The 25,072-nt window shown below is 60.6% G+C and carries 20 protein-coding genes, 2 tRNA genes and 1 pseudogene; 6 read left to right on the top strand and 17 right to left on the bottom strand.

Going from position 1 to position 25,072, the window contains the following annotated elements; genetic code table 11:
• Positions 1-15: 15 nt before the first annotated feature.
• The 4 genes from L6D74_RS26460 to L6D74_RS26445 form a co-directional block, all read right to left on the bottom strand.
• Positions 16-1,743: a J domain-containing protein gene (locus L6D74_RS26460; RefSeq protein WP_236191065.1), complete on the bottom strand. Its 1,728-nt coding sequence runs from the start codon at positions 1,741-1,743 to the stop codon at positions 16-18.
• A gap of 11 nt (positions 1,744-1,754) precedes the next feature.
• Positions 1,755-3,452 (bottom strand): molecular chaperone HscC, encoded by a 1,698-nt coding sequence (locus L6D74_RS26455; RefSeq protein ID WP_236191064.1) that lies wholly within the window; start codon positions 3,450-3,452, stop codon positions 1,755-1,757.
• A 255-nt stretch (positions 3,453-3,707) separates the two neighbouring features.
• A complete protein-coding gene (locus tag L6D74_RS26450) occupies positions 3,708-4,028 on the bottom strand; it encodes a hypothetical protein (protein WP_236191063.1) in 321 nt (106 codons plus the stop codon).
• A gap of 150 nt (positions 4,029-4,178) precedes the next feature.
• A complete protein-coding gene (locus tag L6D74_RS26445; RefSeq protein ID WP_236191062.1) occupies positions 4,179-5,597 on the bottom strand; it encodes a short-chain fatty acid transporter in 1,419 nt (472 codons plus the stop codon).
• Between the two features lie 199 nt (positions 5,598-5,796).
• Here L6D74_RS26445 and L6D74_RS26440 point away from each other — a divergent pair, with 199 nt between their 5' ends.
• From L6D74_RS26440 to L6D74_RS26425, 4 genes and pseudogenes are all read left to right on the top strand, one after another.
• Entirely contained in the window at positions 5,797-7,110 is a 1,314-nt protein-coding gene (locus L6D74_RS26440) for an MFS transporter (RefSeq protein ID WP_236191061.1), read from the top strand.
• Positions 7,111-7,178: 68 nt separating this feature from the next.
• A pseudogene (locus tag L6D74_RS30240) lies at positions 7,179-8,006 on the top strand (PAS domain-containing protein); the annotation flags it as partial.
• A gap of 108 nt (positions 8,007-8,114) precedes the next feature.
• Positions 8,115-8,546, top strand: coding sequence for a methyl-accepting chemotaxis protein (locus L6D74_RS30235; protein ID WP_371857749.1), 432 nt, complete (start codon positions 8,115-8,117; stop codon positions 8,544-8,546).
• A gap of 86 nt (positions 8,547-8,632) precedes the next feature.
• Positions 8,633-9,232 (top strand): flavin reductase family protein, encoded by a 600-nt coding sequence (locus L6D74_RS26425; RefSeq protein ID WP_236191060.1) that lies wholly within the window; start codon positions 8,633-8,635, stop codon positions 9,230-9,232.
• 88 nt (positions 9,233-9,320) lie between these two features.
• Here L6D74_RS26425 and ggt read toward each other — a convergent pair whose 3' ends face one another.
• Positions 9,321-11,153 (bottom strand): gamma-glutamyltransferase, encoded by a 1,833-nt coding sequence (gene ggt / locus L6D74_RS26420; protein ID WP_236191059.1) that lies wholly within the window; start codon positions 11,151-11,153, stop codon positions 9,321-9,323.
• Between the two features lie 155 nt (positions 11,154-11,308).
• On the opposite strand from ggt, the gene L6D74_RS26415 reads away from it, so the two are divergent.
• Positions 11,309-12,406 (top strand): DUF2817 domain-containing protein, encoded by a 1,098-nt coding sequence (locus tag L6D74_RS26415; protein WP_236191058.1) that lies wholly within the window; start codon positions 11,309-11,311, stop codon positions 12,404-12,406.
• An 85-nt stretch (positions 12,407-12,491) separates the two neighbouring features.
• Here the strand turns inward: L6D74_RS26415 and L6D74_RS26410 are convergent, their stop codons facing one another.
• From L6D74_RS26410 to L6D74_RS26395, 4 genes are all read right to left on the bottom strand, one after another.
• Positions 12,492-12,743, bottom strand: coding sequence for a bacteriocin immunity protein (locus tag L6D74_RS26410; protein ID WP_064599398.1), 252 nt, complete (start codon positions 12,741-12,743; stop codon positions 12,492-12,494).
• 6 nt (positions 12,744-12,749) lie between these two features.
• Positions 12,750-14,000, bottom strand: a complete 1,251-nt coding sequence (locus L6D74_RS26405) for an S-type pyocin domain-containing protein (protein ID WP_236191057.1) — start codon at positions 13,998-14,000, stop codon at positions 12,750-12,752.
• Between the two features lie 224 nt (positions 14,001-14,224).
• A tRNA-Met gene (locus L6D74_RS26400) sits at positions 14,225-14,301 on the bottom strand.
• Between the two features lie 114 nt (positions 14,302-14,415).
• Complete coding sequence (locus tag L6D74_RS26395; RefSeq protein ID WP_236191056.1) at positions 14,416-16,473, bottom strand: methyl-accepting chemotaxis protein; 2,058 nt, start codon at positions 16,471-16,473, stop codon at positions 14,416-14,418.
• A gap of 333 nt (positions 16,474-16,806) precedes the next feature.
• Here L6D74_RS26395 and L6D74_RS26390 point away from each other — a divergent pair, with 333 nt between their 5' ends.
• A complete protein-coding gene (locus L6D74_RS26390) occupies positions 16,807-18,024 on the top strand; it encodes an MFS transporter (RefSeq protein WP_236191055.1) in 1,218 nt (405 codons plus the stop codon).
• A gap of 63 nt (positions 18,025-18,087) precedes the next feature.
• Here L6D74_RS26390 and ychF read toward each other — a convergent pair whose 3' ends face one another.
• The 8 genes from ychF to L6D74_RS26350 all read right to left on the bottom strand — a co-directional run bounded on the left by ychF (position 18,088) and on the right by L6D74_RS26350 (position 25,012).
• A complete protein-coding gene (gene ychF / locus L6D74_RS26385) occupies positions 18,088-19,188 on the bottom strand; it encodes a redox-regulated ATPase YchF (protein ID WP_064599392.1) in 1,101 nt (366 codons plus the stop codon).
• Positions 19,189-19,210: 22 nt separating this feature from the next.
• A complete protein-coding gene (gene pth / locus L6D74_RS26380; RefSeq protein ID WP_007951726.1) occupies positions 19,211-19,795 on the bottom strand; it encodes an aminoacyl-tRNA hydrolase in 585 nt (194 codons plus the stop codon).
• 171 nt (positions 19,796-19,966) lie between these two features.
• Positions 19,967-20,569: a 50S ribosomal protein L25/general stress protein Ctc gene (locus L6D74_RS26375; protein WP_011335926.1), complete on the bottom strand. Its 603-nt coding sequence runs from the start codon at positions 20,567-20,569 to the stop codon at positions 19,967-19,969.
• A 141-nt stretch (positions 20,570-20,710) separates the two neighbouring features.
• Positions 20,711-21,652, bottom strand: coding sequence for a ribose-phosphate pyrophosphokinase (locus L6D74_RS26370; protein WP_003171603.1), 942 nt, complete (start codon positions 21,650-21,652; stop codon positions 20,711-20,713).
• Positions 21,653-21,699: 47 nt separating this feature from the next.
• Positions 21,700-21,774, bottom strand: a tRNA-Gln gene (locus L6D74_RS26365).
• 37 nt (positions 21,775-21,811) lie between these two features.
• Positions 21,812-22,663: a 4-(cytidine 5'-diphospho)-2-C-methyl-D-erythritol kinase gene (gene ispE / locus L6D74_RS26360; RefSeq protein ID WP_085649225.1), complete on the bottom strand. Its 852-nt coding sequence runs from the start codon at positions 22,661-22,663 to the stop codon at positions 21,812-21,814.
• Between the two features lie 3 nt (positions 22,664-22,666).
• Positions 22,667-23,284, bottom strand: coding sequence for a lipoprotein insertase outer membrane protein LolB (gene lolB, locus L6D74_RS26355; protein WP_236191052.1), 618 nt, complete (start codon positions 23,282-23,284; stop codon positions 22,667-22,669).
• Between the two features lie 3 nt (positions 23,285-23,287).
• Complete coding sequence (locus L6D74_RS26350; protein WP_236191051.1) at positions 23,288-25,012, bottom strand: tetratricopeptide repeat protein; 1,725 nt, start codon at positions 25,010-25,012, stop codon at positions 23,288-23,290.
• Positions 25,013-25,072: the final 60 nt, after the last annotated feature.

Raw genomic sequence — 25,072 nt, 5'->3', positions numbered from 1 at the left:
CGGCCCGCGTCTAGCCTAGCCGGGGAACAGGAGTTTCAGCGAATAACCAAGCTGACTCGCAAGAATCACGCCGGTCATGACCACCAGAAACAGCAGTTGCAACGGGCTGAAATGCGCCCAGTGCAGGGCGGTCAGCCATGGGTGCTTGTCGCTGAACTCCGGGTCGAGCGTGCCGATGCGCCGCTTGTGCCAGAGCCCGATCACGATTACGCCGATGTAGGTGAAGGCTCCCAGACCACCAAGCATGACCGAGAACAGCAGGATCATGACGGCTTGCGGCACGCCATGGCGCAGCACGAGCCAGCGGGTATCAGGGTTCCATTGGCGTGGAATGATCTTTTCGGTCAACCACAGATCCTGAACGATCAAATGGGCGCTGATCAGAAACCAATAACTCAAGCCGATCCGGAAAAACCAGACAGGAACGCAGGCGAAGGCCAGGGGGATGACGATGCTCATCGCCGTGGTTTTGTGCTCGGCGGGCAGATAGAACAGCCACAGCGCTAACGCTATCGCGGCCCATGAGCGCAACCAGGTTTCGGCGGCGATGTAACGCGGCAGAAACCGTCGCCAGTAGAAGACGTCGGCGTACGGCAAGCGGGCGAGCAGGTCGGGGAAGCGCCACTTTAGAGTCTCCGACAGCTGCTGGCAGGCCTGCCAGTCCGCCGGAATGAAGCGGTCGGTCAGGTCTTTGTGTTGCCGCGGCTTCATCGGGCTGATCAGCATGCGCGCGGCCAGTGCGTCGGGCGTCCCGTTGCGCAGATCTTCGGCCCGGGCGCAAAGAGTGTCGTAGAGGCTTTCCTGGTTGCAGCGCTCGATCAGCGCCTGCCAGAGCCAGTCCGGTTGCGGATGAATGCCCTTGGTGTCGTCCCAGCCAAATAATTGGGAGATACGGTCGAACAGCGGAACGCTCCACTCTGTGTCCTGCAGCAGTTGCAGAATGATCTGCTGCCAGTGTTCCCGACGGTCGAACACCTGGAGCCACCGTTGGGCCGTATAAGTCCTGAGCAGCGCGAGAAATTCGCGCTCGTTTTGCGAAGCGAGCAGCGTTTCCAGCGATTGCCGGTAATCCGTCAGCAGCTCGTTGGCGAGAATGCTGCGCTGCCCGTCGCCGATGACGATCTCCTGCCAGGGGCCCAGCCAACCCAGGTGCTGCACCGCCCAACGGGCAATCGAAAGGCGCAGGGCGGGCTGATCGAAGCACAACGTCAGCAACAATGTCTGGAACGCCTGCGCACAATCCTGCTGGCGCGCTTGCTCCCAGCGCTCGTCCAGGTTGGCTTCCGAGAGGCCGTTCAGCAATTGCGATGCGGCTTCAATGGCCGGGTCGGCAGTCAGCTGCTCGGGTTCCAGGTTAAGAGGCTCCGGATTCAGGGGCTGTACCCGCAAGATCGGCGATTCGAGCGGTGCTTCGGGCGCGGCCGGGGTCACCGGTTCAAATAGCGCCGAAGGGTAATCCCAGGCATCGGTCCCTGTCTTCTGCAGCGGCTGAGCCATGGACTGCTCTTGTGCCGCCAGCGCGGCGATCCCCGGAGCCTGCATGACGTCGCCGTGTTCCTCGGTCTCTTCGTTTTCCAGGCGCCATTGGGCAATCGACAGTGCGCGCTCATAGGCCTCGCGCAGGCGCTGGAAGCCTGCGGCATCTTCATCGGGCCGGAAGACTTTCAGCAGACGCGCATAGCTGCGCTTGATATCGCGCAGCCCGGCGTCTTCGGGCAGTTGCAGGACGGACCAGCATTCCATGTCGTGCTTCCTTACTGCCAGGGGCTGCTGTCGAGGGCGCTCAACTGCTTGCTCAGTTCGGTGCGGGTCTCACGGATCTGCCGCTCGTCCTGAGAGTCCAGGGCGTGCTGGAATTGCTTGGCCCAATGGCCGATCTGATCACGCAGGTCGCCCAGGCTTTCCTGATACAGACGTTCCAGCCGTGCACTGAGCAGGGTGTTCACTTGCTGCTCGCGTGGATGGATCTTCAATTGCGCCAGAGCTTGCAGACGTTGCTGGATTTCCTCGGGCGTCAGCACGCCGGGGTTGTTCTCGATGACCAGCGAGTGTTGCTGACCGGTCAGGGGGATGCTGACCTGGGCTTCGAGCAAGCCGTTGTTGTCGTAGGTGAAGCGTACATCCAGCTCGACTTCGCCGGCCTTGCGCTTGGGCACCTTGATGTCCAGTTGGCCGAGCGCCACGTTGTCTTTGACCAGGCGGCTTTCGCCCTGAAAGATTTTCACGACGACCTGTTCCTGGTTGTCGTGAAGGGTCTGCACGGTTTTCACCCGGCTGACCGGAACGATGCTGTTGCGTTCGATGATCGGCAGGTAATGACCGCTCTCATACTGGCGACCGACCTGGGTGGAGGTCTCGATCCCCAGGGTGTAGGAGCAGACATCGGTGAGCACCACTTCTTCCAGCGCGGCCGAACGGGCCTTGAGCGCTGCCTGAATGGCGGCGCCCTGTGCCACGACCTGATCCGGATCGAGGCTGATCGACGGGAAGCGGCCGAACAGCCCTGCAGCCAGTTTGCGCACCAGTGGCATGCGGGTGGTGCCGCCGACCAGCAGGATTTCGTCGAGGTCGCTGACGCGGATGCGTGCGTCGCGCAGGGCTCGTTCGATCGGCGCGCGCAGGCGTTCGAGCAGCGGCATGTACAGCGTCGCCATTTGCGCCTGGGTGATGGTCTGGGTCCATTGTTTTTCGCCGACTTGCACTCGGAATTCGGCGCTGGCGTCCTGGCCCAGTGCGCGGCGCACACGCTCGGCTTCGCGGCGCAGCGGCTGGAGGATGGTGGAGCGCTCGGGGAAATCCGACACGTTGCGATGTTGGTCGATAAAGTGCTCGAGCAACACGTTGTCGAAATCCTCGCCACCGAGGAAGTTGTCACCGGCGCTGGCGCGCACTTCCATGACGCCTTCGAAGAGTTCGAGAATCGACACGTCAAAGGTGCCGCCGCCCAGGTCGAACACCAGGAACGAGGTTTCCTTGTCCCGTTGGTGCAGGCCGTAGGCGAGTGCGGCGGCGGTGGGTTCGTTGATCAGCTTTTCGACTTTCAGGCCCGCCAGTTCACCGGCGATGCGCGTGGCCTTGCGCTGGGCGTCGCTGAAATAGGCCGGCACGCTGATCACGGCTTCGGTGACGGTCTGGCCGTAAGTGCGCTCGACGTCTTCTTTCAGGCTCTTGAGCACCAGCGCAGACAGTTCTTCTGGACGGAATTTTTTATCCCCGAGGTAGACCTCCGTCGCACTGCCCATATGGCGCTTGAACAGCGACGCGGTCAGGCGCGGATGGGTGTGCAGACGCTCACGGGCGGCTTGCCCGACCAGAATCCGGCCCTGATCGTCCAGACCCACCACGCTAGGTGTCAGGAACTGCCCCAGGGCGTTGGGCACCAACTCGGTGGCGTCGCCCTGCCATACGGCAACAAGGCTGTTGGTGGTTCCCAGGTCAATCCCGACGATCATTGCAACGAACTCCCTTTGCGCTCAGACAAAAAATGAAACAGATATTGGCGCGCAAGAATATTACCGAGGCAGTGGCGCGGTAAAGAAAGATGATGGCTCTGAGCCATTATTTGCGGCGGGCGGTCGAGAGAGGAGTACCCCGGAACGTTCTCCAGCTCAAATCGCAGGCGCTCCGGGTTGGTCTAACGGGGGGGGCAGGACAATGTCGATCCAGCCCGCAATCTGTCTTTGCGAGCTGAATCAGGACGCCACCTTCTACAGCAGTCGCAAGGCGAGCTCGCTCCCTGCTTGCAGGTACCTTACCTGGGCGGTTACGGCATCTTTGACCACGGCTTCGCCGGTGTCGCTCAGCTTGCCTTTTTTTGCATCAATCACGGCGCTCTGCAATAACTGCATCGCCACGTCCATGGCTTTCTGGAAGGCAGTGATATTGTTGTGCAGGCCGAATTCACGAACAACCGCATCCATGCGCCGATCGGCGTCGTCGCGCAGTGTTCTGTACTCAACCACGGTCACGTGATCATCCTGGTAAATATCGCGGATCAGCTCTTCCAGTGTTTTGGAAATGGGTGTCATCGGTTCTTCCTTGGAGCAGGGGAGGATTGAAAGCCGAAAGGCTAATCGATGGCGCCGGCGGAAAAAGTCAGCCCTTTCCCACTTGTCAGGTGGGATAGGGCTGCGGTGGATGTAAGAAGATGAGCCCAGCCCATCATTTGGTTCCGTTTCCTACGGCATGACTGGTGGTGTGTAGGAAAGCGTCGTGCCCAGCGCCCACAGCAACACCAGCACCAGCGGCGTGTGCACCAGCAATTGCACGAACGAGAAACCGATCAAATCCCGCGCCTTCAGGCCCAGTACGCCCAGCAGCGGCAGCATGTAGAACGGGTTGATCAGGTTCGGCAGGGCTTCGGCGGCGTTGTAGATCTGCACCGCCCAGCCGAGGTGATAGTTCAGATCGTTGGCCACCTGCATCACGTACGGCGCCTCGATGATCCACTTGCCGCCGCCGGACGGAATGAAAAAGCCGAGAATCGCCGAGTACACGCCCATCAGCAGTGCATAGGTGTCGTGGGAGGCAATGCTGACGAAGAAGGTCGAGATGTGATGGGCCAGAGTCTGGGCGTCAGTGCCCTTGACCGTGGTCATCAGCGCCGCAATCGAGCCGTACAGCGGGAACTGGATCAGCACCCCGGTGGTGGTCGGCACGGCGCGCGACACCGCATCGAGGAAGCTGCGCGGGCGCCAGTGCAGCAACGCGCCGAGCATGATGAACAGAAAGTTGTAGGTGTTGAGCCCGGAAATCGCGGTGATCGCAGGTTTGGTCGAGAACTCGTGGAACAGCCATCCGGCCGCCAGCAGCACCAGCAGAATGATCAGCAGCGGGCTGTGCTCCAGCCATTCGCCGGGCCGGGTGCGCGGTTGCAGCGGCGGCAAATTGAAGGCTGGGTCGATGCCGCAGGCCTTGGCGTCACGTGCCGAGTTCGGGCCGGGCGCGGTGGCGTAGGCGATGATGATCGAAATCACGATCAGCGCCAGCAGCATGACTCCCGACTGCCAGAGGAAAATCGTCTGGGTGAACGGAATCACCCCGGTGATCGACAGGATCGACGGCGGCAGGCTGGCCGGGTTGGCCTGCAACTGCGCGGCGGACGACGACAGCCCCAAGGCCCACACGGCTCCGAGGCCAAGGTAGGCGGCGGCACCGGCGGCGCGGTAGTCCATTTTCAGATCGGTGCGGCGGGCGAGGGCGCGGACCAGCAGACCGCCGAACACCAGCGACAGGCCCCAGTTCAACAAGGACGCGACCATCGAAATCAGCGCGACCCAGGCCACGGCGGAGCGGCCGTTCTTCGGGATCCGCGCCAGGCGATCGATCAGCTTCACGGCAGGCGGCGAACTGGCCACCACGTAACCGCCGATCACCACAAAGGCCATCTGCATGGTGAACGGGATCAGGCTCCAGAATCCGTCCCCGAAGGCCATGGCGGCGTCGGTGGGTTTGGCACCCATGGCCAGGGTCGCCAGCGCGACGATGATCACCGCCAGCGCGGCGAAGACCCAGGAGTCGGGAAACCAGCGTTCGGCGAAACTTGAACAGCGCAAGGCAAAGCGCGCAGAGCGGCTATCTTCGATATCAACGGCCACGGGAGTACCTCGGATTTTTATGTTTATTGTGGTCTTCGGGGCTTGGCCGGCCCGTCTGGACAGGTGCCAACAGTAAATCAACCGGCGGATTTTTGTGACCGTGTTTTGCCGAATCAGACTATGGTCTAACGGGTTGTCCGGCGGCCCGTTTGCGTAGACCATGGGCGCCTTGGTTTTTTGCCTGCCAGAGTTCTTTGCCATGACTGCCCATTCCACTGCCCGACCGGCGCCGTTCAGCCGTTCCGACTACAAGACCCTCGGCCTTGCGGCCCTGGGCGGGGCGCTGGAGATCTACGATTTCATCATTTTCGTGTTCTTCGCCCTGACCCTCAGCCAGCTGTTCTTCCCGCCGGAAATGCCCGAGTGGCTGCGTCTGCTGCAAAGTTTCGGGATCTTCGTGACTGGCTATCTGGCGCGCCCGCTGGGCGGGATCCTGATGGCGCATTTCGCCGACCGGCTGGGGCGCAAGAAAGTCTTCAGCCTGAGCATTCTGATGATGGCGCTGCCGTGCCTGCTGATCGGGATCATGCCGACCTACGCGCAGATCGGCTATTTCGCACCGCTGTTGCTGCTGGCGCTGCGCATCCTGCAAGGCGCGGCGGTGGGTGGTGAAGTGCCGAGCGCCTGGGTGTTCGTGGCCGAGCACGCGCCGGCCGGCCATCGCGGTTATGCCCTGGGCTTTCTGCAGGCCGGTTTGACCTTCGGTTATTTGATCGGCGCACTGACTGCGACCTTCCTGGCGCAAGTGTTCACCCCCGCCGAAGTGCTGGATTACGCGTGGCGTTATCCGTTCCTGCTCGGCGGCGTGTTCGGTGTGATCGGCGTCTGGTTGCGCCGCTGGCTGAGCGAAACCCCGGTGTTCATGGCCATGGAGGCGCAGCGCGAGGCGCGGGTCGAACTGCCGCTGCGCACCGTGCTGCGCGATCACCGCCTGGCCATGTTGCCGGCGATGCTGCTGACCTGCGTGCTGACCTCGGCGGTGGTGGTGTTCGTGGTCATCACCCCGACCATGATGCAGAAAACCTTTGGCATGACTGCCGGCCACACTTTTGCGCTCAGCGCATTGGGCATCGTCTTCCTGAATATCGGTTGTGTGATTGCCGGTCGACTGGTCGATCGCATCGGCGCGTGGCGCACGGTCATGCTCTACAGTCTGTTGTTGCCACTGGGGATCGGCCTGCTTTACACCTGCCTGATCAGCGGCGGTGACTGGGTCGGTCTGGCTTACGCCGTCGCCGGATTGTGCTGTGGCGTGGTCGGTGCGGTGCCGTCGGTGATGGTCAGCCTGTTCCCGGCGCGGATCCGCGTTTCCGGGATCTCCTTCACCTACAACATTGCCTACGCCGCCTGGGCGAGTGTCACACCGTTGCTGCTGATCGGTCTGATGCCGTGGAGTCCGTGGATCTGTGTGATGTTCTGCGCGGTGATGGGCGCGGTAGGTGTCGCCAGTGCGGCGTATTTTGGTTCGCGAATGCCACGCGCGGAGCAGTGTGCCGTGGCCGGCACCGCCTGAGTTGTCGAGGCGTAACTATTTTTGTAGGACACGCCTCAAACGCTCTTCAGAAAAGCCCTCCAAGGCCGATGGTTAGGCTGTGTGTCCGCTATCCATCCAGTCCATCGGTGCTCTCCCCCATGTTCAACAAACGCCTGAAGCAAGAGCTGGCGGCTCTTCGTGAAGAACTCTCCAGCCTTCTGCAAGTGAAGGAGAGCCTGGAAAGCGAGATGCTGGTGCTCAATCTCGAGCCTGACGGACGGATTCAGTCGGTCAACCAGAACTTCCTCAGCGAAATGCTCTACAAGAGCCACGACCTGATCGGCCGCGCCATCGAAGACATCGTGCCGGCCCATGTGAAATCCGACGAGTTTCATCACCGCTTCAAGGCCGCTTTGACCCGTGGCGAGCATTTCGCCGGCGCTGTGCGTCTTTCCCGCGGTAATGGCGAAGAGGCGTGGTTGCGTTCGATCGTGCAGCCGATTCGTTCATCGGATGGCCGGATCAAACATTTTTCGATTTTCTCCAGCGACCTGACCCGCACCATCGAGGCCTCCCGCGAACACGAAAACCTGATCGGCGCACTGGTGCGTTCGACTGCCGTGATCGAGTTCGACCTCAGCGGAAACGTGCTGAGTGCCAACGACCGGTTTCTCCAGGGCATGGGTTACAGCCTGGCGCAGATCAAGGGCAAACATCACCGCCAGTTCTGCGAGCCGGAGGAGTACAACAGCGCCGAGTACCAGAACTTCTGGCGTCGCCTGAACAACGGCGAATTTGTCGCCGGCCGTTTCAAGCGGATCGACAGCCATGGTCGTGTCGTCTGGCTGGAGGCGTCTTACAACCCGGTGCTCGATGCCAACGAAAAACTCTACAAAGTGGTGAAGTTCGCCACGGTGATCACCGATCAGGTCAATCAGGAACAGGCCGTTGCCGATGCCGCCAATATCGCCTACAGCACGTCCCTGCAGACCGACAGCACGGCCCAGCGCGGCACCCGTGTGGTGACTGAAGCGGTCAATGTGATGCGCGATTTGTCCAGGCACATGCAGACTGCCGGCGAAGGCATCGAGGCGCTGAACGAGCAATCCCAAGTGATCGGCACCATCGTCAAGACCATCAGCGGCATTGCCGAACAGACCAACCTGCTGGCGCTTAACGCCGCCATCGAAGCCGCTCGCGCCGGTGAACAGGGGCGCGGGTTTGCGGTGGTGGCCGACGAAGTGCGGCAACTGGCCTCGCGGACCAGCCAGGCGACCGAAGAAATCGTCGGCGTGGTGCGCCAGAACCAGGACATGGCGCGCAACGCCGTGGCCCTGATGACCGACGGCAAGCAACAGGCCGAACAAGGGCTGGCGCTGGCGGCCGAGGCCGGTACGGTGATCGTCGAGATCCAGGACGGCGCGCAGAAAGTGGTGAACGCGGTCGGCCAGTTTGCCAATCAGTTATCCAGCTGATGCTGTCAGGCGAAGGAATTGTCCATGGCAATCCCTTCGCGGTTTTTATCCCGCTACAATCGGCTCTTTTTCCCGGAGCAGATCCCATGAGCGAGTCTTTCCGTCGCCCGGTTCCCCTGAACAAAGCCTACCGCCTGCTCAATCACGGGCCGACCGTGCTGGTCAGCGCCGCCCATGCCGGGCAGCGCAACATCATGGCCGCGGCGTGGGCCATGCCGCTGGATTTCGAACCGCCGAAAGTCGCGGTGGTCCTCGACAAATCAACCTGGACCCGGCAACTGCTCGAGGCGTCGGGCACCTTCGTTCTCAACGTTCCTTGTGTGAATCAGGCTGACATCGTGCAGACCGTCGGCTCGACTTCGGGCTTGGAAATCAATCGCGATCAAGGTCAGGACAAGTTCCAGGCGTACGGCTTGCAAAGCTTCGCTGGCGAGCAGATCGAGGCACCGATGCTGGACGGTTGTGTGGCCTGGCTCGAATGCCGGTTGCTGCCGGAGCCGCGCAATCACGAACAGTACGATCTGTTTCTGGCCGAGGTGATCGCGGCGCAGGCTGATTCTCGGGTGTTCAGCGATGGACGCTGGCATTTTGAAGGGCATGACGGCCTGCGCACGCTGCACCATGTGGCCGGTGGACATTTCCTGACAATTGGCGATCCGGTGGATGGCAAGATGCTCGAGGTTTGAGCGCCGCTGAATGACAAGTCATGGCCGGATGTTGCAATACAAAAAAGGCTTACCTCTCGGTAAGCCTTTTTCAGTTGGCAGTGCTGATTCAATCCCCCAACGCTACTCCTTCGCGCCGAGGATCTGCCCCACCTGACAGCGTTGCCTTCCCCGTAGCATCCTTGACCCGCACGATGGCCTGGGTGCCGCTGGTCATGTCGATTTCGTTGACGGTGTGGCCCTTGTCCTTGAGTGCCTGGATCAGCGTCGGGCTGAACTGGCCTTGTTCGAGTTCCGTCGGGCCGTTGCGGCTGCCGAAGTTGGGCAGGCTGATGGCGCTTTGCGGGTCGAGGTTCCAGTCGAGCAGGCCGACGGTGGTTTTGGCCACGTATTCGATGATCTGCGAGCCGCCGGGAGAGCCAACGGTGGCGACGAACTCGCCGCTGTTGCGGTCGAAGATCAGGGTCGGCGCCATCGACGAGCGCGGGCGTTTGCCGGGCTCCACGCGGTTGGCGACTTTCTGTCCGTTCTCTTCGGGGATGAACGAGAAATCGGTCATCTGGTTGTTGAGGAGGAAGCCCTGAACCATCAGGTGCGAGCCGAACGCTGCTTCGATGGTGGTAGTCATCGATACGGCGCCACCGAAGTCATCCACGGCCACCACTTGCGAGGTGGAAATGCGCAGCGGCGAGCGATCCGGCGCGTAGGCGACCTGCACGCCCGGCGGTGTGCCGGGTTTGGCTGTGCCCATGCTGCGTTCGCCGATCAGGCTGGCGCGGCTGGCCAGGTAATCCGGGTCGACCAAACCTTTGACCGGCACCGGCACGAAGTCGGTATCGGCTACGTATTGCGCGCGGTCGGCGTAGGCCAGGCGCTCGGCTTCGGCGATCAGGTGCACGGCTTGCGGCGCAGGTTCGATGCCGGCGGGTTTGTCGGTTTTCACTGGCTTGAGCGGCGTCAGGGACAGGCGCGGATCGCGGGTCTCCAGCGCCTGCAAGGTGCCGAGAATCTGCGCCACCGCAATCCCGCCCGATGATGGCGGCGGCATTCCGCACACCTGCCAGCGCTTGTAGTCGGTGCACAGGGGCGCGCGCTCCTTGGCCTGATAGTGCTGAAGGTCGTTCAGCGACAGGCTGCCGCGGTTGGCGTGACCCTGAACCTTGGCCACGATCTCTTCGGCGATCGGGCCTTTGTACAGTGCATCCGCACCTTCATTGGCGATGCGTTTGAGCACGGCGGCCAACGCCGGGTTCTGCAGTCGCGTGCCGACGGCTTTGACGCTGCCATCGCTGTTCAGAAAGTACTTGGCCATGTCCGGCGAGCGGCGAATCACCGGGTCGGACTCCAGCAGCGAATGCAGGCGCGGGGAGATCGCAAAACCCTGCTCGGCCAGTTTGATCGCCGGCTCGAACAATGTTGCCCACGGCAAGCGGCCGTGCTTTTTGTGCGCCAGTTCCAATGCACGCATCACGCCCGGCGTGCCGACGGAGCGTCCACCGATCTGCGCCTGCGGGAACGGCATCGGTTTGCCGTCGGCTTGTAGAAACAGCTTTTCGGTCGCACCGGCCGGTGCGGTTTCGCGACCGTCATAGGTGCGCACCTGTTTACCATCCCACAGCACGATCATCGCGCCACCGCCGATCCCCGAGGACTGCGGTTCGACCAGGGTCAACACGGCTTGCATTGCAATGGCGGCATCGATGGCGGAACCACCCTGACGCAACATCTCGCGCCCGGCCTCGGCGGCTAATGGATTGGCAGCGGCGGCCATGTGTTTTTCGGCGTGGCTGGCTTGCAGGCCGGTGCGGTAACCGGAGGCGGCTTCCGGTGCCAGCGGCAGGGTCGAGGAGGGCGGGGCGTTGCAGGCCGTGAGGGCGATGGCGCTGACGATCAGCGTCAAGGCGGGCAGGCGGAAACGGTTCAGGGGCAGGGCTGGAAACACGCGGGGCTCTCCGTCCGTGGGATAAAAGTCTGACGGACTGTATCGACCGACCGTGTACGACGCAAACCGCAGGTGTGTTTGTCCTTCATGCCTTGGCGAATTTTCTGTAGGGTCAGAGCCAATAGTGAAGCCAGAACAATCAACAAGAGGCCGCCATGCACAACGCATTTCCGACACAGCCCAGCTATCGCGAACAGCGCGAGCGTTTTCTTGCCGCCGCGAAGGTGGCGGGTGCCACGCTCTCTTTGTACGTGCATCCGCTCAATGGGCCGTTTGGCGAGTCTTTGGGTACCGATGTAGCGGTGCTGGGGGATCCAGCGGCCAAACGGCGCCTGGTGGCGCTCAGCGGCACCCACGGTGTTGAGGGTTATTACGGTTCGGAGTGCCAGATCGACTGGCTGAAGCATTTCACGCCGGAGTCGCTGCCGAAGGATGTCGCGGTGGTGATGGTTCACCTGATCAACCCGTGGGGCACGGCGTGGCTGCGGCGGGTCAATGAAGACAACATCGACCTCAACCGCAATCACCTGGATTTCAACCGACCGCTTCCGGACAACCGTGCTTACGCCGCGCTGCATGAAATCTACGCCTGCACCGACTTGAATGGTCCCGAGCGGCAAAAGGCTGATGCCTTGCTCGATGCGCAAATTGCCGAGCATGGCTGGCCGGCAGTCATGTCGATAGTCGAGGGCGGGCAGCACAGTCATCCCGACGGATTGTTTTTTGGCGGGCTCGCGCCGAGCTGGTCGAATCGCACGCTGCATTCAATCATCGAGAATCATCTGGCCGGTGCTGAAACCGTGATGTGTTTCGACCTGCACACCGGCGCCGGCGAGTACGGGCATCCGATGCTGCTGACGATTACCCAGGCGCCGTATCCGGCACTGGCCCAAGCGCAATCCATTTACGGCCCGTGGCTCTACACGCTGCACACCGGTGCCGAAACCTTGAGTGATACCGGTGTTGCGGCAACCGCTACGGGTTACACCTCGCAGGCGCTGCTTAGTGCGCTGCCGAATGTGCAACTGATGCCGTTCGTGATCGAGTGCGGGACTTATCCGGGGCCGGACGTGCATCGTTACCTGCGCGATGATCACTGGCTGCATTTGCATGGCGATCCGCTGGATGCGACGGGGCGCGAGATCAAACTGAATCTGCTGGAGCAGTTCTATCCCGCCGATCCGGACTGGCGGGCGATGATCGGTTTGCGCACGCGGCAGATCTGGGCGAAAGGGCTCGCGGCCCTGGGATAATAGGTATAAACAAACGGCTTGCCCTTCGGTAAGCCGTTTTGACTGCTTGGATATTTGCAGTGGTGGGACTATGGGGGCCTGATGTTCACTGCTTGAAGCCAGGCAGTCCGTTGGTCGCACGCCATTCTTTCACGGTCTTCGTAATGCCCACGGCAGAGTTGTCCTCTCCTGGTTCGGGATAAAAAATCAAGTCGGTGCCATCCGGGTGACCCGTAAGCTTTCTGAATTGTGCCAGCAGCTCGCCAAGCTCCGTATCCGATCCACTTTTATTGGTGGCACGTATTTTTTCGATGAAACGGATAAATTCGGTTTCAGTGTATTCAGATATTTTTTCCATGTGTGTTCACTGTTTTTTATGTTGAAAGATGTGATTTTTAGGGGTGTTGATTCGGAGGTTGTCTATGTCGTAGACAGCGCCGCCATCAGTAATCCGCTCGACGTGATGTATTTCAAATACCCCTCTTGTGCCTACAGACTCCCTGTCTCGAACCGCGGGTGCGTTGCCCGACATTAAACGATCTTGGGCATCCGAATTGAACTGATCGAAAAGTTCTGGATCATCCCGCACGGCTTGCCAGAGTGCTTTTCTGAACGCGTCGAAACTTGAAAACTCCCGCCCTCTGAGCCTGTCCGCTATTCGCGTGGGAATTGGCACACCAATCCCCGTTCCTGCTCCCGCCAGCCATATCCCGGAAACATCCTCACCAACCCCCGTCACCGTCCCGGGCGTCAATCTGGCCGGCTTCGAAAACACCACATACAACGACTTCAGCCCGGTCTCCGCCGGAAACACCAGAATACAATCCTCGGCGGTGATGTCTTCGCCGGGCAGGATTTCAATCTGGCTGTCGGTGTTCGCCGCGATCGGATGGACGAGAATCGTGCTGAGTGGTTCGCCGTGTTCCGGATACACCAGCGGCGGCATCGATCCCAGCGGCCCGCGTTGCGGCGTCCACAAAATCGTGATGCCGTTGAGCTTCGCCTCCATGGCGGTCTTATCGTTGTTCCACTCGACTTTTACGGTACGCACGGAGTCGTCGCCCGAGACGCCGGTGTGGATGCCGTAGACCTGCATGACCCCTTCGGCATCACGCCGGAACTGGAAGCGCACGCGAGTGGAGGCGCGGGGTAGGGTGCGCAGTTGTTCGTCGGTATAAAGGGTGCCGTCGCCCATTCTGGCCGGCAGCATCCCTAGGATGAAAACACTGGCCGGGCCTGTCGCACCACGGATTGCCCAGTTGAGACGTTGCTGCAGAATTCCACCGCCCGCCATGCGCCCCAAGGCCAGATCGGCGCCGATTGCTTTCGCTACGACCTTACTGGCTGCGGGAAAGCGTATGGCGCCCGCCACCATGATCTTGCCGAAACTGGAGGCGGGCTCAGGTGTTGTGCCGGCATCCGTTCGACACCAGTTGTCCGGTGTGCAGGACTTGGCAAATACCAGATCGTCGCGGGGCATTGGGGTTGGCCATTCATCTGTTGGAACGTAGACGGGTTCCGGCTCTCGGGGCGGAAACCAGGCGGCCCATGAGGCATCGCCGTTCGGAAGCTTTCGGCGCCAGATATCATCGAAAAGGTTTTTGTCCGGGTCCATGACAACTCCCTGTCTGTCGTTGGATCGAGACAGGGGAGCTTGTCGGCCAATCGCGATGGCGATCAAATCGACTGGTAGGGATGCAGGTGCCTGAACGAACGAAAAATCCTCTTCGTACGCTTTTCGCACCCGGTTCCTACGGAGCCAGCCGATTCACTGAGGAAGGGCACTTTTCTTGAGGCATAAAAAAACGGCCTACCTTTCGGTAAGCCGTTTTTAGTACTTGGTGGCTACACAGGGACTTGAACCCCGGACCCCAGCATTATGAATGCTATGCTCTAACCAACTGAGCTATGTAGCCAAGTGGCGCGCATTATTCCCCTGAAATGGAAAAGCGTCAAGCGTAAATTCAAAATATTTCTTCTTATTTTCAACCGCTTATCCTCCCGCGCCGAAAAACGGCGCGGGAGGGGCTTCAACGCAGCTGAAATCTTCCGGTGTTGGCACTCAAGGCATGGCTGCCCTGGCTCAAGGTGTCCGCCGCAAGATTCACGGCCCGCGCGCCTTCGAGCAGGCGAACCGCCGCCTGATCCACCTGCTGGATATTGCCGCTGACCTCATCGGCGGTGCTGGCCTGTTCTTCGACCGCCGTGGCGATCTGGGCGAGGGTGTCGGTGACGCTCTGCACGGCGCTGGCGATTTCCCCCAGGCGTTCGCCCAGTCCGGTGACCGCTTCCGCGTCTGATTGCGCCTGACCGCACGCAGCCTCCATCAGGCTCACGGCTTCGTTGACCGTATTGCGCAGGCTGTCGACCGTACCGGCGATCTGCGCCGTGGATGATTGCGTACGTTGCGACAGGCTGCGCACCTCGTCGGCCACCACGGCAAAGCCACGACCTTGTTCACCCGCGCGAGCGGCCTCGATAGCGGCGTTGAGTGCGAGCAGGTTGGTCTGCTCGGCGACGCCGCGAATGGTGTCGACCACCAATTGAATCTGCTGCCCTTGCTCGCTGACCCGACCGAGCGCTGCGGCAGTTTCGTTCAGACGCTGATTGAGCTGCTGGATGCTCGCCGTGGTGCGTTGACTGTCACGGCTGCTGTCGGCAGCGATGCGCCGGGTGTGCTGGGCGCTGCCCGAAGCCTGTTCGCAACTCTGCGCCACGCCTTGGGACGTCGCCGCCAGTTGCGTGGCCGCTGCAGCGATCTGACTGATCTGCAATTGTTGCGCTTCGACTTCGCTGAGAGCGCCGCTGGAGTGATCGTTGAGGCTGCGTACCGCGTTGCTCAGTTGCGAAGTCTCGTGATCGACACCCAGCAGGCTGGTGCGCAGTTGCACTACGGCCACGTTGAGCGCGGTGCTGATCGACGCCAGTTCATCACGGCCCACGACCGGCACTTGCAAGCTCAGATTGCCGTCGCGCAGAGCCTCGGCGAGCAGCGTGATGCCGCTGGCGCTACGACGGATCGAGGCTTGCAGGCACACGAACAAATATAGCGCCGCCAGCAACAGGCAACCGAAGACCGCCGCGACAACGATGAACTGACGAATCGCCGATCCGTGGTAGTCATCCAGCCGCTGATCCAGCGACACCAGCGATTGCTGGCGCAGCGTGGCGAGGTTGCCGAGCAGGGCATCGAGAGTGCGCTCGAATTCTTCAGGCTTGAGATTGATGCTGCCGCCGAACACGCCGTCATCCAGCACTTTCAATCCGGCGTCCAGCTGCTTGAGGCTGTCGTGATATTGCCCGGCCCAGCCTTGCAGGGCTGGCGGCAGACGCGCTTCGAGCAGGCTCGCGGTTTTCACCAACTGCTCGCGGGCATCGCCGATACGGCTGCGCAGGTCACGCAGTTGCAGACGGCTTTGCAGGGTGAACTGACCGGAAACCACGGACGCCTGGCCGACGGCTGCCAGTCGGCCGACCCGCTCGATCAGGTCTGGTGCGTGCTGGGTGGAAATCTGTGTCAGCAGATAGGTTTCCAGCCATGGCGCGAGGATCAGGCGATTGTCCATCGCGATTTGCTCACGCAAAGCTTGCAGGGCGCTGAGGGCGTTGGTGAAGCGGTCGTAACCGTCCGGCCACCAACCGACACCGGAAAGGCTTTTCGAGTCCAGACCATTGAGCGCGGCTTGCAGGGCCTGATAGCGGGTCAGGGTTTCACCTTCCGCGCCTTCGGCTTGCAAGGCACTGCCCAGCTCCAGCGTCGCCTGGGCAACGGCAGGCTGAACGCCATCGAAGGCGGCCACGGCGGCCAGAGTCGCGGGTGTCGGCTGGCGGTTGGTTTCCGTGGCGCGCCAGCGGGCGGCGCGGTCGCGTTGGGCGGCGAGCAGGTTGTCGAGTGCATCGAGGGCGAGCAACTGCCGCACACCGGCACGTTCACCGGCGATCAGGTTAAGTTTGTCGCGATAGTCCTGGCCGATCATCAACAGGCTGCCGGCCAATGGCAGGATAAACAGCAGAAACAACAACTGGAATTTACGTGCGAACCCAAATCGCCCCAGCAACCTGATCCCCGGTGATAAAAAAGCCTGCATGCCCCATGACTCCTCTGGACACCACGCACCATCGGCGTGCATCGCGGTCGTTGCGACCGTGACTGGTGCCCTGCTAAAAGGCCTCGAAAGTTCACCCTTGCCCGCTCTGTAGGCCGGCTCTGTAGCGAAACTTCCCATTCTCGATGCCCTTTGTAAGGGCGCCGCGTTCAAGCGGATAAGCAAGGCAAGATTCAGACCATGGCGTTGCGCTATCACTTGCGGCGCGACGACTGAATAGTTCGTTAGCTGGCTAAGGGGATGGCGCTGGCGCACCGAAAAATGGCACATTGACGCACCTGCCCGCGTGCACCCATCTGCAGTCCGGAAATTCCCATGGCTATCAGCAACGTTCAGACCGCCGCTGCCTCGGCGTCCGCTCCTCCCCAGAGCAGTCCACTGGTGATGCGCATCATCGGCGCGGTGGCGCTGGCGCATTTGATCAATGACCTGATCCAGTCGGTGCTGCCGTCGATCTATCCGATGCTCAAGGCCAACTATGGTTTGAGTTTTACCCAGGTCGGCCTGATTACCCTGACCTTTCAGTTGACCGCGTCGCTGTTGCAGCCGTGGGTCGGTTATCACACCGACCGGCATCCGAAGCCGTGGCTGCTGCCCGCCGGTTCCGTGTGCACGTTGATCGGCATTGTGATGATGTCGATGGTCGGCAGTTTCCCTCTTATCTTGCTGGCGGCGGCGCTGATCGGCATCGGCTCTTCGACCTTCCACCCTGAAGCTTCCCGCATCGCGCGGTTGGCCTCGGGCGGGCGTTTCGGTCTGGCGCAATCGACCTTTCAGGTCGGTGGTAACGCCGGTTCAGCCTTCGGCCCGTTGCTGGCAGCGGCGATCATCATTCCTTTCGGGCAGGGCAACGTGGCGTGGTTCGGGCTGTTCGCGGTGTTTGCGTTGTTCGTGCTCTATCGCATCAGTCGCTGGTACGCCCATCACCTGAACCTGTTCAAGCTCAAGGCCGGCCAGGCCGCCACTCATGGACTGTCGAAGGGCAGGATGGTCAGTGCGCTGGTGGTGCTGGGGCTGCTGGTGTTCTCCAAGTATTTCTACATGGCCAGCCTGACCAGTTACTTCACCTTCTACCTGATCGAGAAGTTCGACCTGTCGGTGGCCAGTTCGCAGCTGCATCTGTTCCTGTTCCTCGGCGCGGTGGCGGCGGGTACGTTCTTTGGCGGGCCGATTGGCGACAAGATCGGGCGCAAGGCGGTGATCTGGTTCTCGATCCTCGGCGTGGCACCGTTCACGCTGCTCATGCCCCATGTCGACCTGTTCTGGACCAGCGTCCTGAGCGTGGTGATAGGCTTCATCCTGGCTTCGGCGTTCTCGGCGATTGTGGTGTACGCGCAGGAGCTGGTGCCGGGCAATGTCGGGATGATTGCCGGGGTGTTCTTCGGTCTGATGTTCGGTTTCGGCGGGATTGGCGCGGCGTTGCTCGGTCATCTGGCGGACATTCACGGCATCGAATACGTGTACTTCCTGTGCTCGTTCCTGCCGCTGTTCGGAGTGCTGGCGATCTTCCTGCCAAGAACCAAGAAGGCCTGACGGGCCGAATTTCAGGCACAAAAAAGCCGCGTATCAAACGCGGCTTTTTCATGGGTGCAGCTTTTACACGTTGAAGCGGAAGTGCATCACGTCGCCGTCCTTGACGATGTAGTCTTTACCTTCCAGGCGCCATTTACCGGCTTCCTTGGTGCCTGCTTCGCCCTTGTACTGGATGAAGTCGTTGTAGGCGATCACTTCGGCGCGGATGAAGCCTTTCTCGAAGTCGGTGTGGATCACGCCGGCGGCTTGCGGTGCGGTGGCACCGACGCGGACGGTCCAGGCGCGGACTTCTTCGACACCGGCGGTGAAATAGGTCTGCAGGTGCAGCATTTCGTAGCCGGCGCGGATCACGCGGTTCAGGCCAGGCTCTTCCAGGCCCAGGGCCTCGAGAAACATGTCTTTCTCTTCGCCGTCGTCCAGCTCGGCGATTTCCGCTTCGATCTTGTTGCAGACCGGAACAACCATCGCGCCTTCTTCTTCGGCGATGGCCTTGACCACGTCCAGATGCGGGTTGTTCTCGAAACCGTCTTCAGCGACGTTGGCGATGTACATGACCGGCTTGGTGGTCAGCAGGTGGAAGCCCTTGATGATCGCTTTTTCGTCGGCGCTCATGTTCTTCATCAGGCTGCGCGCAGGCTTGCCTTCGCTGAAGTGCGGGATCAGTTGTTCCAGCAGAGCCTTCTGGGCCACTGCATCCTTGTCACCGCCCTTGGCGTTGCGCGCGACTTTCTGCAGTTGCTTCTCGCAGCTGTCGAGGTCGGCGAAGATCAGTTCCAGGTCGATGATTTCGATGTCGCGCTTCGGGTCGACGCTGTTGGAAACGTGGATCACGTTATCGTCTTCGAAGCAGCGCACGACGTGGGCGATCGCGTCGGTTTCGCGGATGTTGGCCAGGAACTTGTTGCCCAGACCTTCACCTTTCGACGCGCCGGCAACCAGGCCCGCGATGTCGACGAATTCCATGGTGGTCGGCAGGATGCGCTTCGGATTGACGATGGCCGCCAGAGCGTCCAGACGCGGATCCGGCATCGGCACGATGCCGCTGTTCGGCTCGATGGTGCAGAAGGGGAAGTTCTCGGCCGCGATCCCGGATTTGGTCAGGGCGTTGAACAGGGTGGACTTGCCGACGTTAGGCAGGCCGACGATGCCGCAATTGAATCCCATGGTGTTTCCCCTCGGATTAGAGTCAGGCCTTCTGGCTGTGCAGGTTTTTCATCGCGCGGTTCCATTCACCGGCGAGGATATCCGGCAGCACGCCGAGGGCAAAGTCGATGCTGGCATCGAGTTTTTCCTGTTCGGCGCGTGGCGCACGACCCAGGACGAAATTTGAAACCATACTGGCGACGCCCGGGTGGCCGATGCCAAGCCGCAGGCGGTGGAACGTATTCTGATTGCCCAATTGCGCAATGATGTCGCGCAACCCGTTGTGACCGCCATGGCCGCCGCCGACTTTGAGTTTGGCGACGCCCGGAGGCAGATCGAGTTCGTCGTGTGCCACCAGGATCTCTTCAGGCTTGATGCGGAAGAAACCGGCGAGTGCCGCCACGGCCTGGCCGCTGCGGTTCATGTAGGTGGTGGGAATCAGCAGACGAACATCCTGACCCTGATGCGAAAAACGCCCGGTCAGGCCGAAATACTTGCGATCGGCCACGAGATTCACATTCTGTGCGTGGGCGATGCGCTCAACAAAAAGGGCCCCTGCGTTATGCCGGGTCTGCTCGTATTCAGCGCCTGGATTTCCCAGGCCAACGATCAGTTTGATGGCAGTCACGATAGGGGCCCTTCCTTTGAGTGGTGGATAACATCGCCGCGATCAGGGAAGGCGGCGAAAGTGGACGAAAAATGCTCATTTACCATGGATGTAAACTCCGCGTTCCCGCCCGCTTTCTCGCTACGTTCCAGTCCGCGATGTTACCTGCTCACTCAGGCATGACAGAGTGAATTACTCTGCTGCGCCTTCTTCGGTAGCTTCTGGAGCAACACGTGGAGCGTGGACGTTGGCAACAGCCTTGTCATCGCCGTGTGCCAGAGCAACGAACTCAACGCCTTTAGGAGCCTTGATGTCCGACAGGTGAACGATGGTGCCGATTTCAGCGTTAGCCAGGTCGACTTCGATGAACTCAGGCAGATCTTTCGGCAGGCAGGAAACTTCGATCTCGGCAACAACGTGCGAGATTTCGCCGCCTTTCTTCACTGGAGCAGCTTCGTTGATGAAGTGCACAGGAACGATAGCGGTCAGTTTCTGGCCAGCTACAACGCGTACGAAGTCAGCGTGCATCACGTGGCCTTTGGCCGGGTGACGTTGCAGAGCCTTGATGATCACGTTCTGCTTGGTGCCACCAACGTTCAGTTCGATAACGTGGCTGTAGGCAGCTTCGTTTTCGAGCAGTTTGGCAACTTCTTTGGCCAGCATGCTGATGGATTCAGGGGCTTTGTCGCCACCGTAAACAACAGCTGGAACCAGGGCAGCGAGACGACGCAGGCGGCGGCTCGCACCTTTCCCCAGGTCGGAACGCAGTTCAGCATTCAAAGTAAAATCGTTCATTTTGTATCTCCAAAATAGCCATGACCGAGTGGCGTTTGCGACCAGCGCCGAACACGGTATGGGCAAAAAAGCCCCGCCCCGGCAGAAATGCCGGGGCGGGGCGCTTTTCGTCAACGAGACATTTCGAGAAGGGCAGGGCCCTTAACGGAACATCGCGCTGATCGATTCTTCATTGCTGATGCGGCGAACCGCTTCGGCAACAACCGGTGCGATATCCAGTTGACGGATACGTGCACAGGCTTGTGCTGCAGCGGACAGCGGGATGGTGTTAGTCACCACCAGCTCGTCCAGCACGGAATTTTCGATATTCTCGATGGCCCGACCCGACAGCACAGGGTGTGTGCAGTAGGCAAAGACCTTGGCTGCGCCATGCTCTTTCAGGGCCTTGGCCGCATGGCACAGAGTGCCGGCGGTATCGACCATGTCATCGACCAGGATGCAGGTACGCCCTTCGACATCACCGATGATATGCATCACTTCAGAGTGATTGGCTTTCTCACGGCGTTTGTCGATGATCCCGAGATCCACGCCCAGGGATTTGGCAACGGCACGTGCACGCACGACGCCACCAATGTCCGGGGACACGATCATCAGGTTCTCGAAGCGCTGATCTTCGATGTCATCCACCAGAACCGGGGAGCCGTAGATGTTATCTACCGGAATATCGAAGAAGCCCTGAATCTGGTCAGCATGCAGATCAACCGTGAGAACACGGTCGATGCCGACTACGGTGAGCATGTCAGCAACGACTTTCGCGCTGATAGCCACACGTGCGGAACGCGGACGGCGATCCTGACGGGCATAACCAAAATAAGGAATAACAGCAGTGATACGAGTAGCCGAGGAGCGGCGGAAGGCATCAGCCATCACTACCAGTTCCATCAGGTTATCGTTGGTCGGAGCGCAAGTCGGCTGAATAATGAAGACGTCTTTACCGCGAACGTTTTCATTGATCTCGGCTGTAATTTCGCCGTCGGAGAATTTACCGACAGAGATGTCACCGAGAGGGATATGCAGCTGACGTACGACACGCCGAGCCAGATCGGGGTTAGCGTTCCCCGTAAAGACCATCATCTTGGACACGCGCAGTACCTGAAGGCTGAGGGTATACCTGGATGAGTATAGGAAAATGGCAGGGGCGGCTGGATTCGAACCAACGCATGGCAGGATCAAAACCTGCTGCCTTACCGCTTGGCGACGCCCCTGTATCTGTTGCTTGCAAGTGCCGGGCACTTGATTCCTTTAGAGCAGATTTTGCAGCTTGCGATGCAACATCGAAACGTTGCTTCCTTTTGCTACAAATCCTGTAAGGGTCTCTGTCAGAAGGGCCGAGACTTTATCAGCTTCAGCTTTGCTTGGGAAGCCCCCAAACACACAACTTCCAGTTCCGGTGAGTTTTGCTTCGGTAAAATTACCTAACAAATTCAATGCGTTACGTACTTCTGGATAACGCCTCGAGACCACCGGCAAGCAGTCATTTCGACTGTTTCCCTCGGGAACGGGGCGCACTTTAATGGGCGGCGTGTTACGTGTCAACAAAGGATCTGAAAAAATTTCTGCCGTACTAACAGAGACTTGCGGAACGAGCACGACGTACCACGGTTCGGCGGGCTCGACTGGGGTCAGTTTCTCGCCGACACCTTCGGCGAAAGCTGCGTGGCCACGCACGAACACCGGCACGTCCGCGCCCAGTGTCAGGCCCAGTGCTGCCAGGCGATCTTCATCCCAACCCAGTTGCCATAAGTGATTGAGGCCGAGCAGGGTGGTGGCCGCATTCGAGCTGCCGCCACCAATGCCGCCGCCCATCGGCAGGATCTTGTCGATCCAGATATCGATGCCGAGCGAGCAGCCGGATTGTTCCTGGAGTTTCTTCGCCGCGCGCACGATCAGATTGCTGTCGTGGGGCACGCCTTCGAATTCGGTGTGCAGGCGAATCACGCCGTCGTCACGCACGGCGAAGGTGATTTCGTCGCCGTAGTCGAGGAACTGAAAAAGCGTCTGCAACTCGTGATAACCGTCTTCACGACGACCGAGAATGTGCAGCATCAGATTGAGTTTGGCCGGCGAGGGCAGAGTGAGGCGTGGAGCGGTCATGCGTTATTGCCCCAATTTGCGCGGTTGCCAGGTCTTGATGACCAGCGTCACGTCCAGATCGGTGCCGTGCAGCTTGATTCGCTCGGGCAGCCAGTAACCGTTCTGTTCGGCATAGCTGAGGTATTCGACCTGCCAGCCATCCTGATCCAGATTGGCCAGACGGCTGTTGCCGTCCAGGGTCAGACGGCTTTTGCTGTCCGGTGCCGGGAGGCCTCGAACCCACCAGGCCAGATGCGAGACCGGCAGTTTCCAGCCCAGTTGCTCTTCGACCAGCGCTTCCGGAGTCGGCGCTTCATAACGGCCCTGATTCGCCACTTCCAGCGACACTGCGCCCGGACGGCCGGTCAGTCGCGCCGCGCCACGACCCAGCGGGCCGGACAGGCGGATGTCGTAGTAATCCTGACGTTGCAGCCAGAACAGCGTGCCGCTGCCCGAATCTTTCGGGGCGCGGATGCCGATCTTGCCGTCGATCTGCCAGCCGTCGAGGCCGGTCAGTTGCTGTTTGTTCGCGGCCCACTGTGCCGGATTGCCGTGGCCTTCGACCGATTCACGGGCGCCGAAGCCCGCGCAACCGGCGAGCAGGGCGATGAAGCTGAAAACTATGATGTGGCGCAAAAACATGAGTTAAAGAGTCTCGGATCCGGTCAGGCGCTTGATGGTGCTGCGCAGGATGGTGCTGTCAGGCTGGTCTTTGAGGAACTTGCCCCAGATTTGTTTTGCTTCGCGCTGTTTGCCCTTGGCCCACAGCACTTCGCCCAGATGCGCGGCGACTTCATGATCGGGGAAGCGCTCGAGGGCCTGACGCAGGTATTTCTCGGCGTCCTCCAGATTGCCCATGCGAAAGTTCACCCAGCCGAGGCTGTCGAGCACGGCCGGGTCTTCCGGGTTGATCTGGTGCGCCTGCTCGATCAGCGCCTTGGCTTCAGCGTAGCGGGTGGTGCGGTCGGACAGCGTGTAGCCGAGGGCGTTGAGGGCCATGGCGTTGTCCGGATCGCGCTTGATGATCAGGCGCAGGTCTTTTTCCATCTGCGCCAGGTCATTGCGTTTTTCCGCCTGCATCGCGCGGGTGTAAAGCAGATTCAGATCGTCCGGGTACTGCTGCAAGGCTTGTTGCAGGACTTTCCAGGCCTTGTCGCCCTGATGATTGGCGGACAGGGTTTCGGCTTCGATCAGGTACAGCTGGATCGCGTAATCCGGCTGCTCGTCACGCTCGGCGGCCAGTTTGCTCTGGGCTTCGGCGGTCTTGCCGTTGTTCATCAGAATATCGGCCTGACGCAGTTGCGCCGGCAGATAGTCGTTGCCCGGGCCGACCTGGGCATACTCGATGAGCGCGCCTTGCGGGTCGTTGCGCTCTTCGGCGATGCGCCCCAGGTTCAGGTGCGCCGAATCGACATGGCTTTCCCGGGCGATCAGGTCTTCCAGATAGCCCTTGGCCTCGTCCCAGGCCTTGGCTTCCAGGCAGACCAGCGCCAGGGAATAACGCAGTTCGTCGTCTTCCGGGTATTGCTGAACCAGGGTGGAGAACTCGACCTTGGCGTCGTCCATCCGGTCCTGTTCCACCAGCATCCGCGCGTAGGTCAGGCGCAGGCGCTTGTCGTCCGGATACTTCTTGATGCTCTTTTGCAGCAGCGGCAGCGCTTCGTCGCCGCGATTCAGCCCTTGCAGCAGGCGCGCGCGCAGCAGGATCGGGGCGATCTCGCCGTCTTCCGGCGGATGGTCTTCGAGCAGGGCAAGCGCACCTTTGGTGTCGCCATCCTGCTGCATCAGCAGGGCCTTGCCGAAAATCAGCTGATTGTTGTTCGGGTGACGCTGCAACAGGCGGTCGAAGCTTTTCATCAGGCCGTTGCGGGTTTCCTGATCGGTATCGGCGGCCGACAGCGCGAGGAAGTCGAAATGGGTGTCGCCCTTGCCCTGCAGGACTTTCTCCATATAGACCATCGAGTCGTCATAGCGCCCGGCGCGGGCCAGTTGCACGGCGGCGGCGCGTTGCGCTTCGAGGTCGTCCGGGGCGTTTTTCGCCCAGATCAGCGCGGTATCGAGGGCCGGCTGGTCGGCGCCCAGGTACTCGGCGATGCGGAACGCACGCTCGGAAACACCCGGATCCTGGGTATTGATGGCCTGGGTCACGTAGTTGTCCAGGGCAATATCGAAACGATTGCGCTGACCAGCGAGCTCGGCGCTCAGCAGGCTGAACACCGTCTCCTGGCTGAACGAGCTGTAAACCTTGGGCTTTTCAGGGGCCGGCGTGGTGTCTTCGACCGGTGAGGCACCGTCCTGCGGAACGGGGGCCAAGGCCTGGCAGCCGCTGAGGAAGACAAAAGCGAGGAGCAACGCGGAAGATCTATTCATATAGGAAGAGGACGACTAACCTGCGGTCGGATCATCATGACACAAGCCTTCGGCCAAACA

Source organism: Pseudomonas pharyngis, assembly GCF_021602345.1.
Taxonomy (GTDB): domain Bacteria; phylum Pseudomonadota; class Gammaproteobacteria; order Pseudomonadales; family Pseudomonadaceae; genus Aquipseudomonas; species Aquipseudomonas pharyngis.
Note: the sequence above shows the minus strand (reverse complement) of the source record. Positions and strands in the feature narration are given on the sequence as shown.

What these genes read in the sequence shown, in the direction of transcription:
- L6D74_RS26460 (WP_236191065.1), bottom strand. Translation starts at nt 1,743, where the DNA reads ATGGAATGCTGGTCCGTCCTGCAACTGCCCGAAGACGCCGGGCTGCGC.
- L6D74_RS26455 (WP_236191064.1), bottom strand. Translation starts at nt 3,452, where the DNA reads ATGATCGTCGGGATTGACCTGGGAACCACCAACAGCCTTGTTGCCGTA.
- L6D74_RS26450 (WP_236191063.1), bottom strand. Translation starts at nt 4,028, where the DNA reads ATGACACCCATTTCCAAAACACTGGAAGAGCTGATCCGCGATATTTAC.
- L6D74_RS26440 (WP_236191061.1), top strand. Translation starts at nt 5,797, where the DNA reads ATGACTGCCCATTCCACTGCCCGACCGGCGCCGTTCAGCCGTTCCGAC.
- L6D74_RS30235 (WP_371857749.1), top strand. Translation starts at nt 8,115, where the DNA reads ATGCGCGATTTGTCCAGGCACATGCAGACTGCCGGCGAAGGCATCGAG.
- L6D74_RS26425 (WP_236191060.1), top strand. Translation starts at nt 8,633, where the DNA reads ATGAGCGAGTCTTTCCGTCGCCCGGTTCCCCTGAACAAAGCCTACCGC.
- L6D74_RS26415 (WP_236191058.1), top strand. Translation starts at nt 11,309, where the DNA reads ATGCACAACGCATTTCCGACACAGCCCAGCTATCGCGAACAGCGCGAG.
- L6D74_RS26410 (WP_064599398.1), bottom strand. Translation starts at nt 12,743, where the DNA reads ATGGAAAAAATATCTGAATACACTGAAACCGAATTTATCCGTTTCATC.
- L6D74_RS26405 (WP_236191057.1), bottom strand. Translation starts at nt 14,000, where the DNA reads ATGGACCCGGACAAAAACCTTTTCGATGATATCTGGCGCCGAAAGCTT.
- L6D74_RS26395 (WP_236191056.1), bottom strand. Translation starts at nt 16,473, where the DNA reads ATGCAGGCTTTTTTATCACCGGGGATCAGGTTGCTGGGGCGATTTGGG.
- L6D74_RS26390 (WP_236191055.1), top strand. Translation starts at nt 16,807, where the DNA reads ATGGCTATCAGCAACGTTCAGACCGCCGCTGCCTCGGCGTCCGCTCCT.
- ychF (WP_064599392.1), bottom strand. Translation starts at nt 19,188, where the DNA reads ATGGGATTCAATTGCGGCATCGTCGGCCTGCCTAACGTCGGCAAGTCC.
- L6D74_RS26375 (WP_011335926.1), bottom strand. Translation starts at nt 20,569, where the DNA reads ATGAACGATTTTACTTTGAATGCTGAACTGCGTTCCGACCTGGGGAAA.
- ispE (WP_085649225.1), bottom strand. Translation starts at nt 22,663, where the DNA reads ATGACCGCTCCACGCCTCACTCTGCCCTCGCCGGCCAAACTCAATCTG.
- lolB (WP_236191052.1), bottom strand. Translation starts at nt 23,284, where the DNA reads ATGTTTTTGCGCCACATCATAGTTTTCAGCTTCATCGCCCTGCTCGCC.
- L6D74_RS26350 (WP_236191051.1), bottom strand. Translation starts at nt 25,012, where the DNA reads ATGAATAGATCTTCCGCGTTGCTCCTCGCTTTTGTCTTCCTCAGCGGC.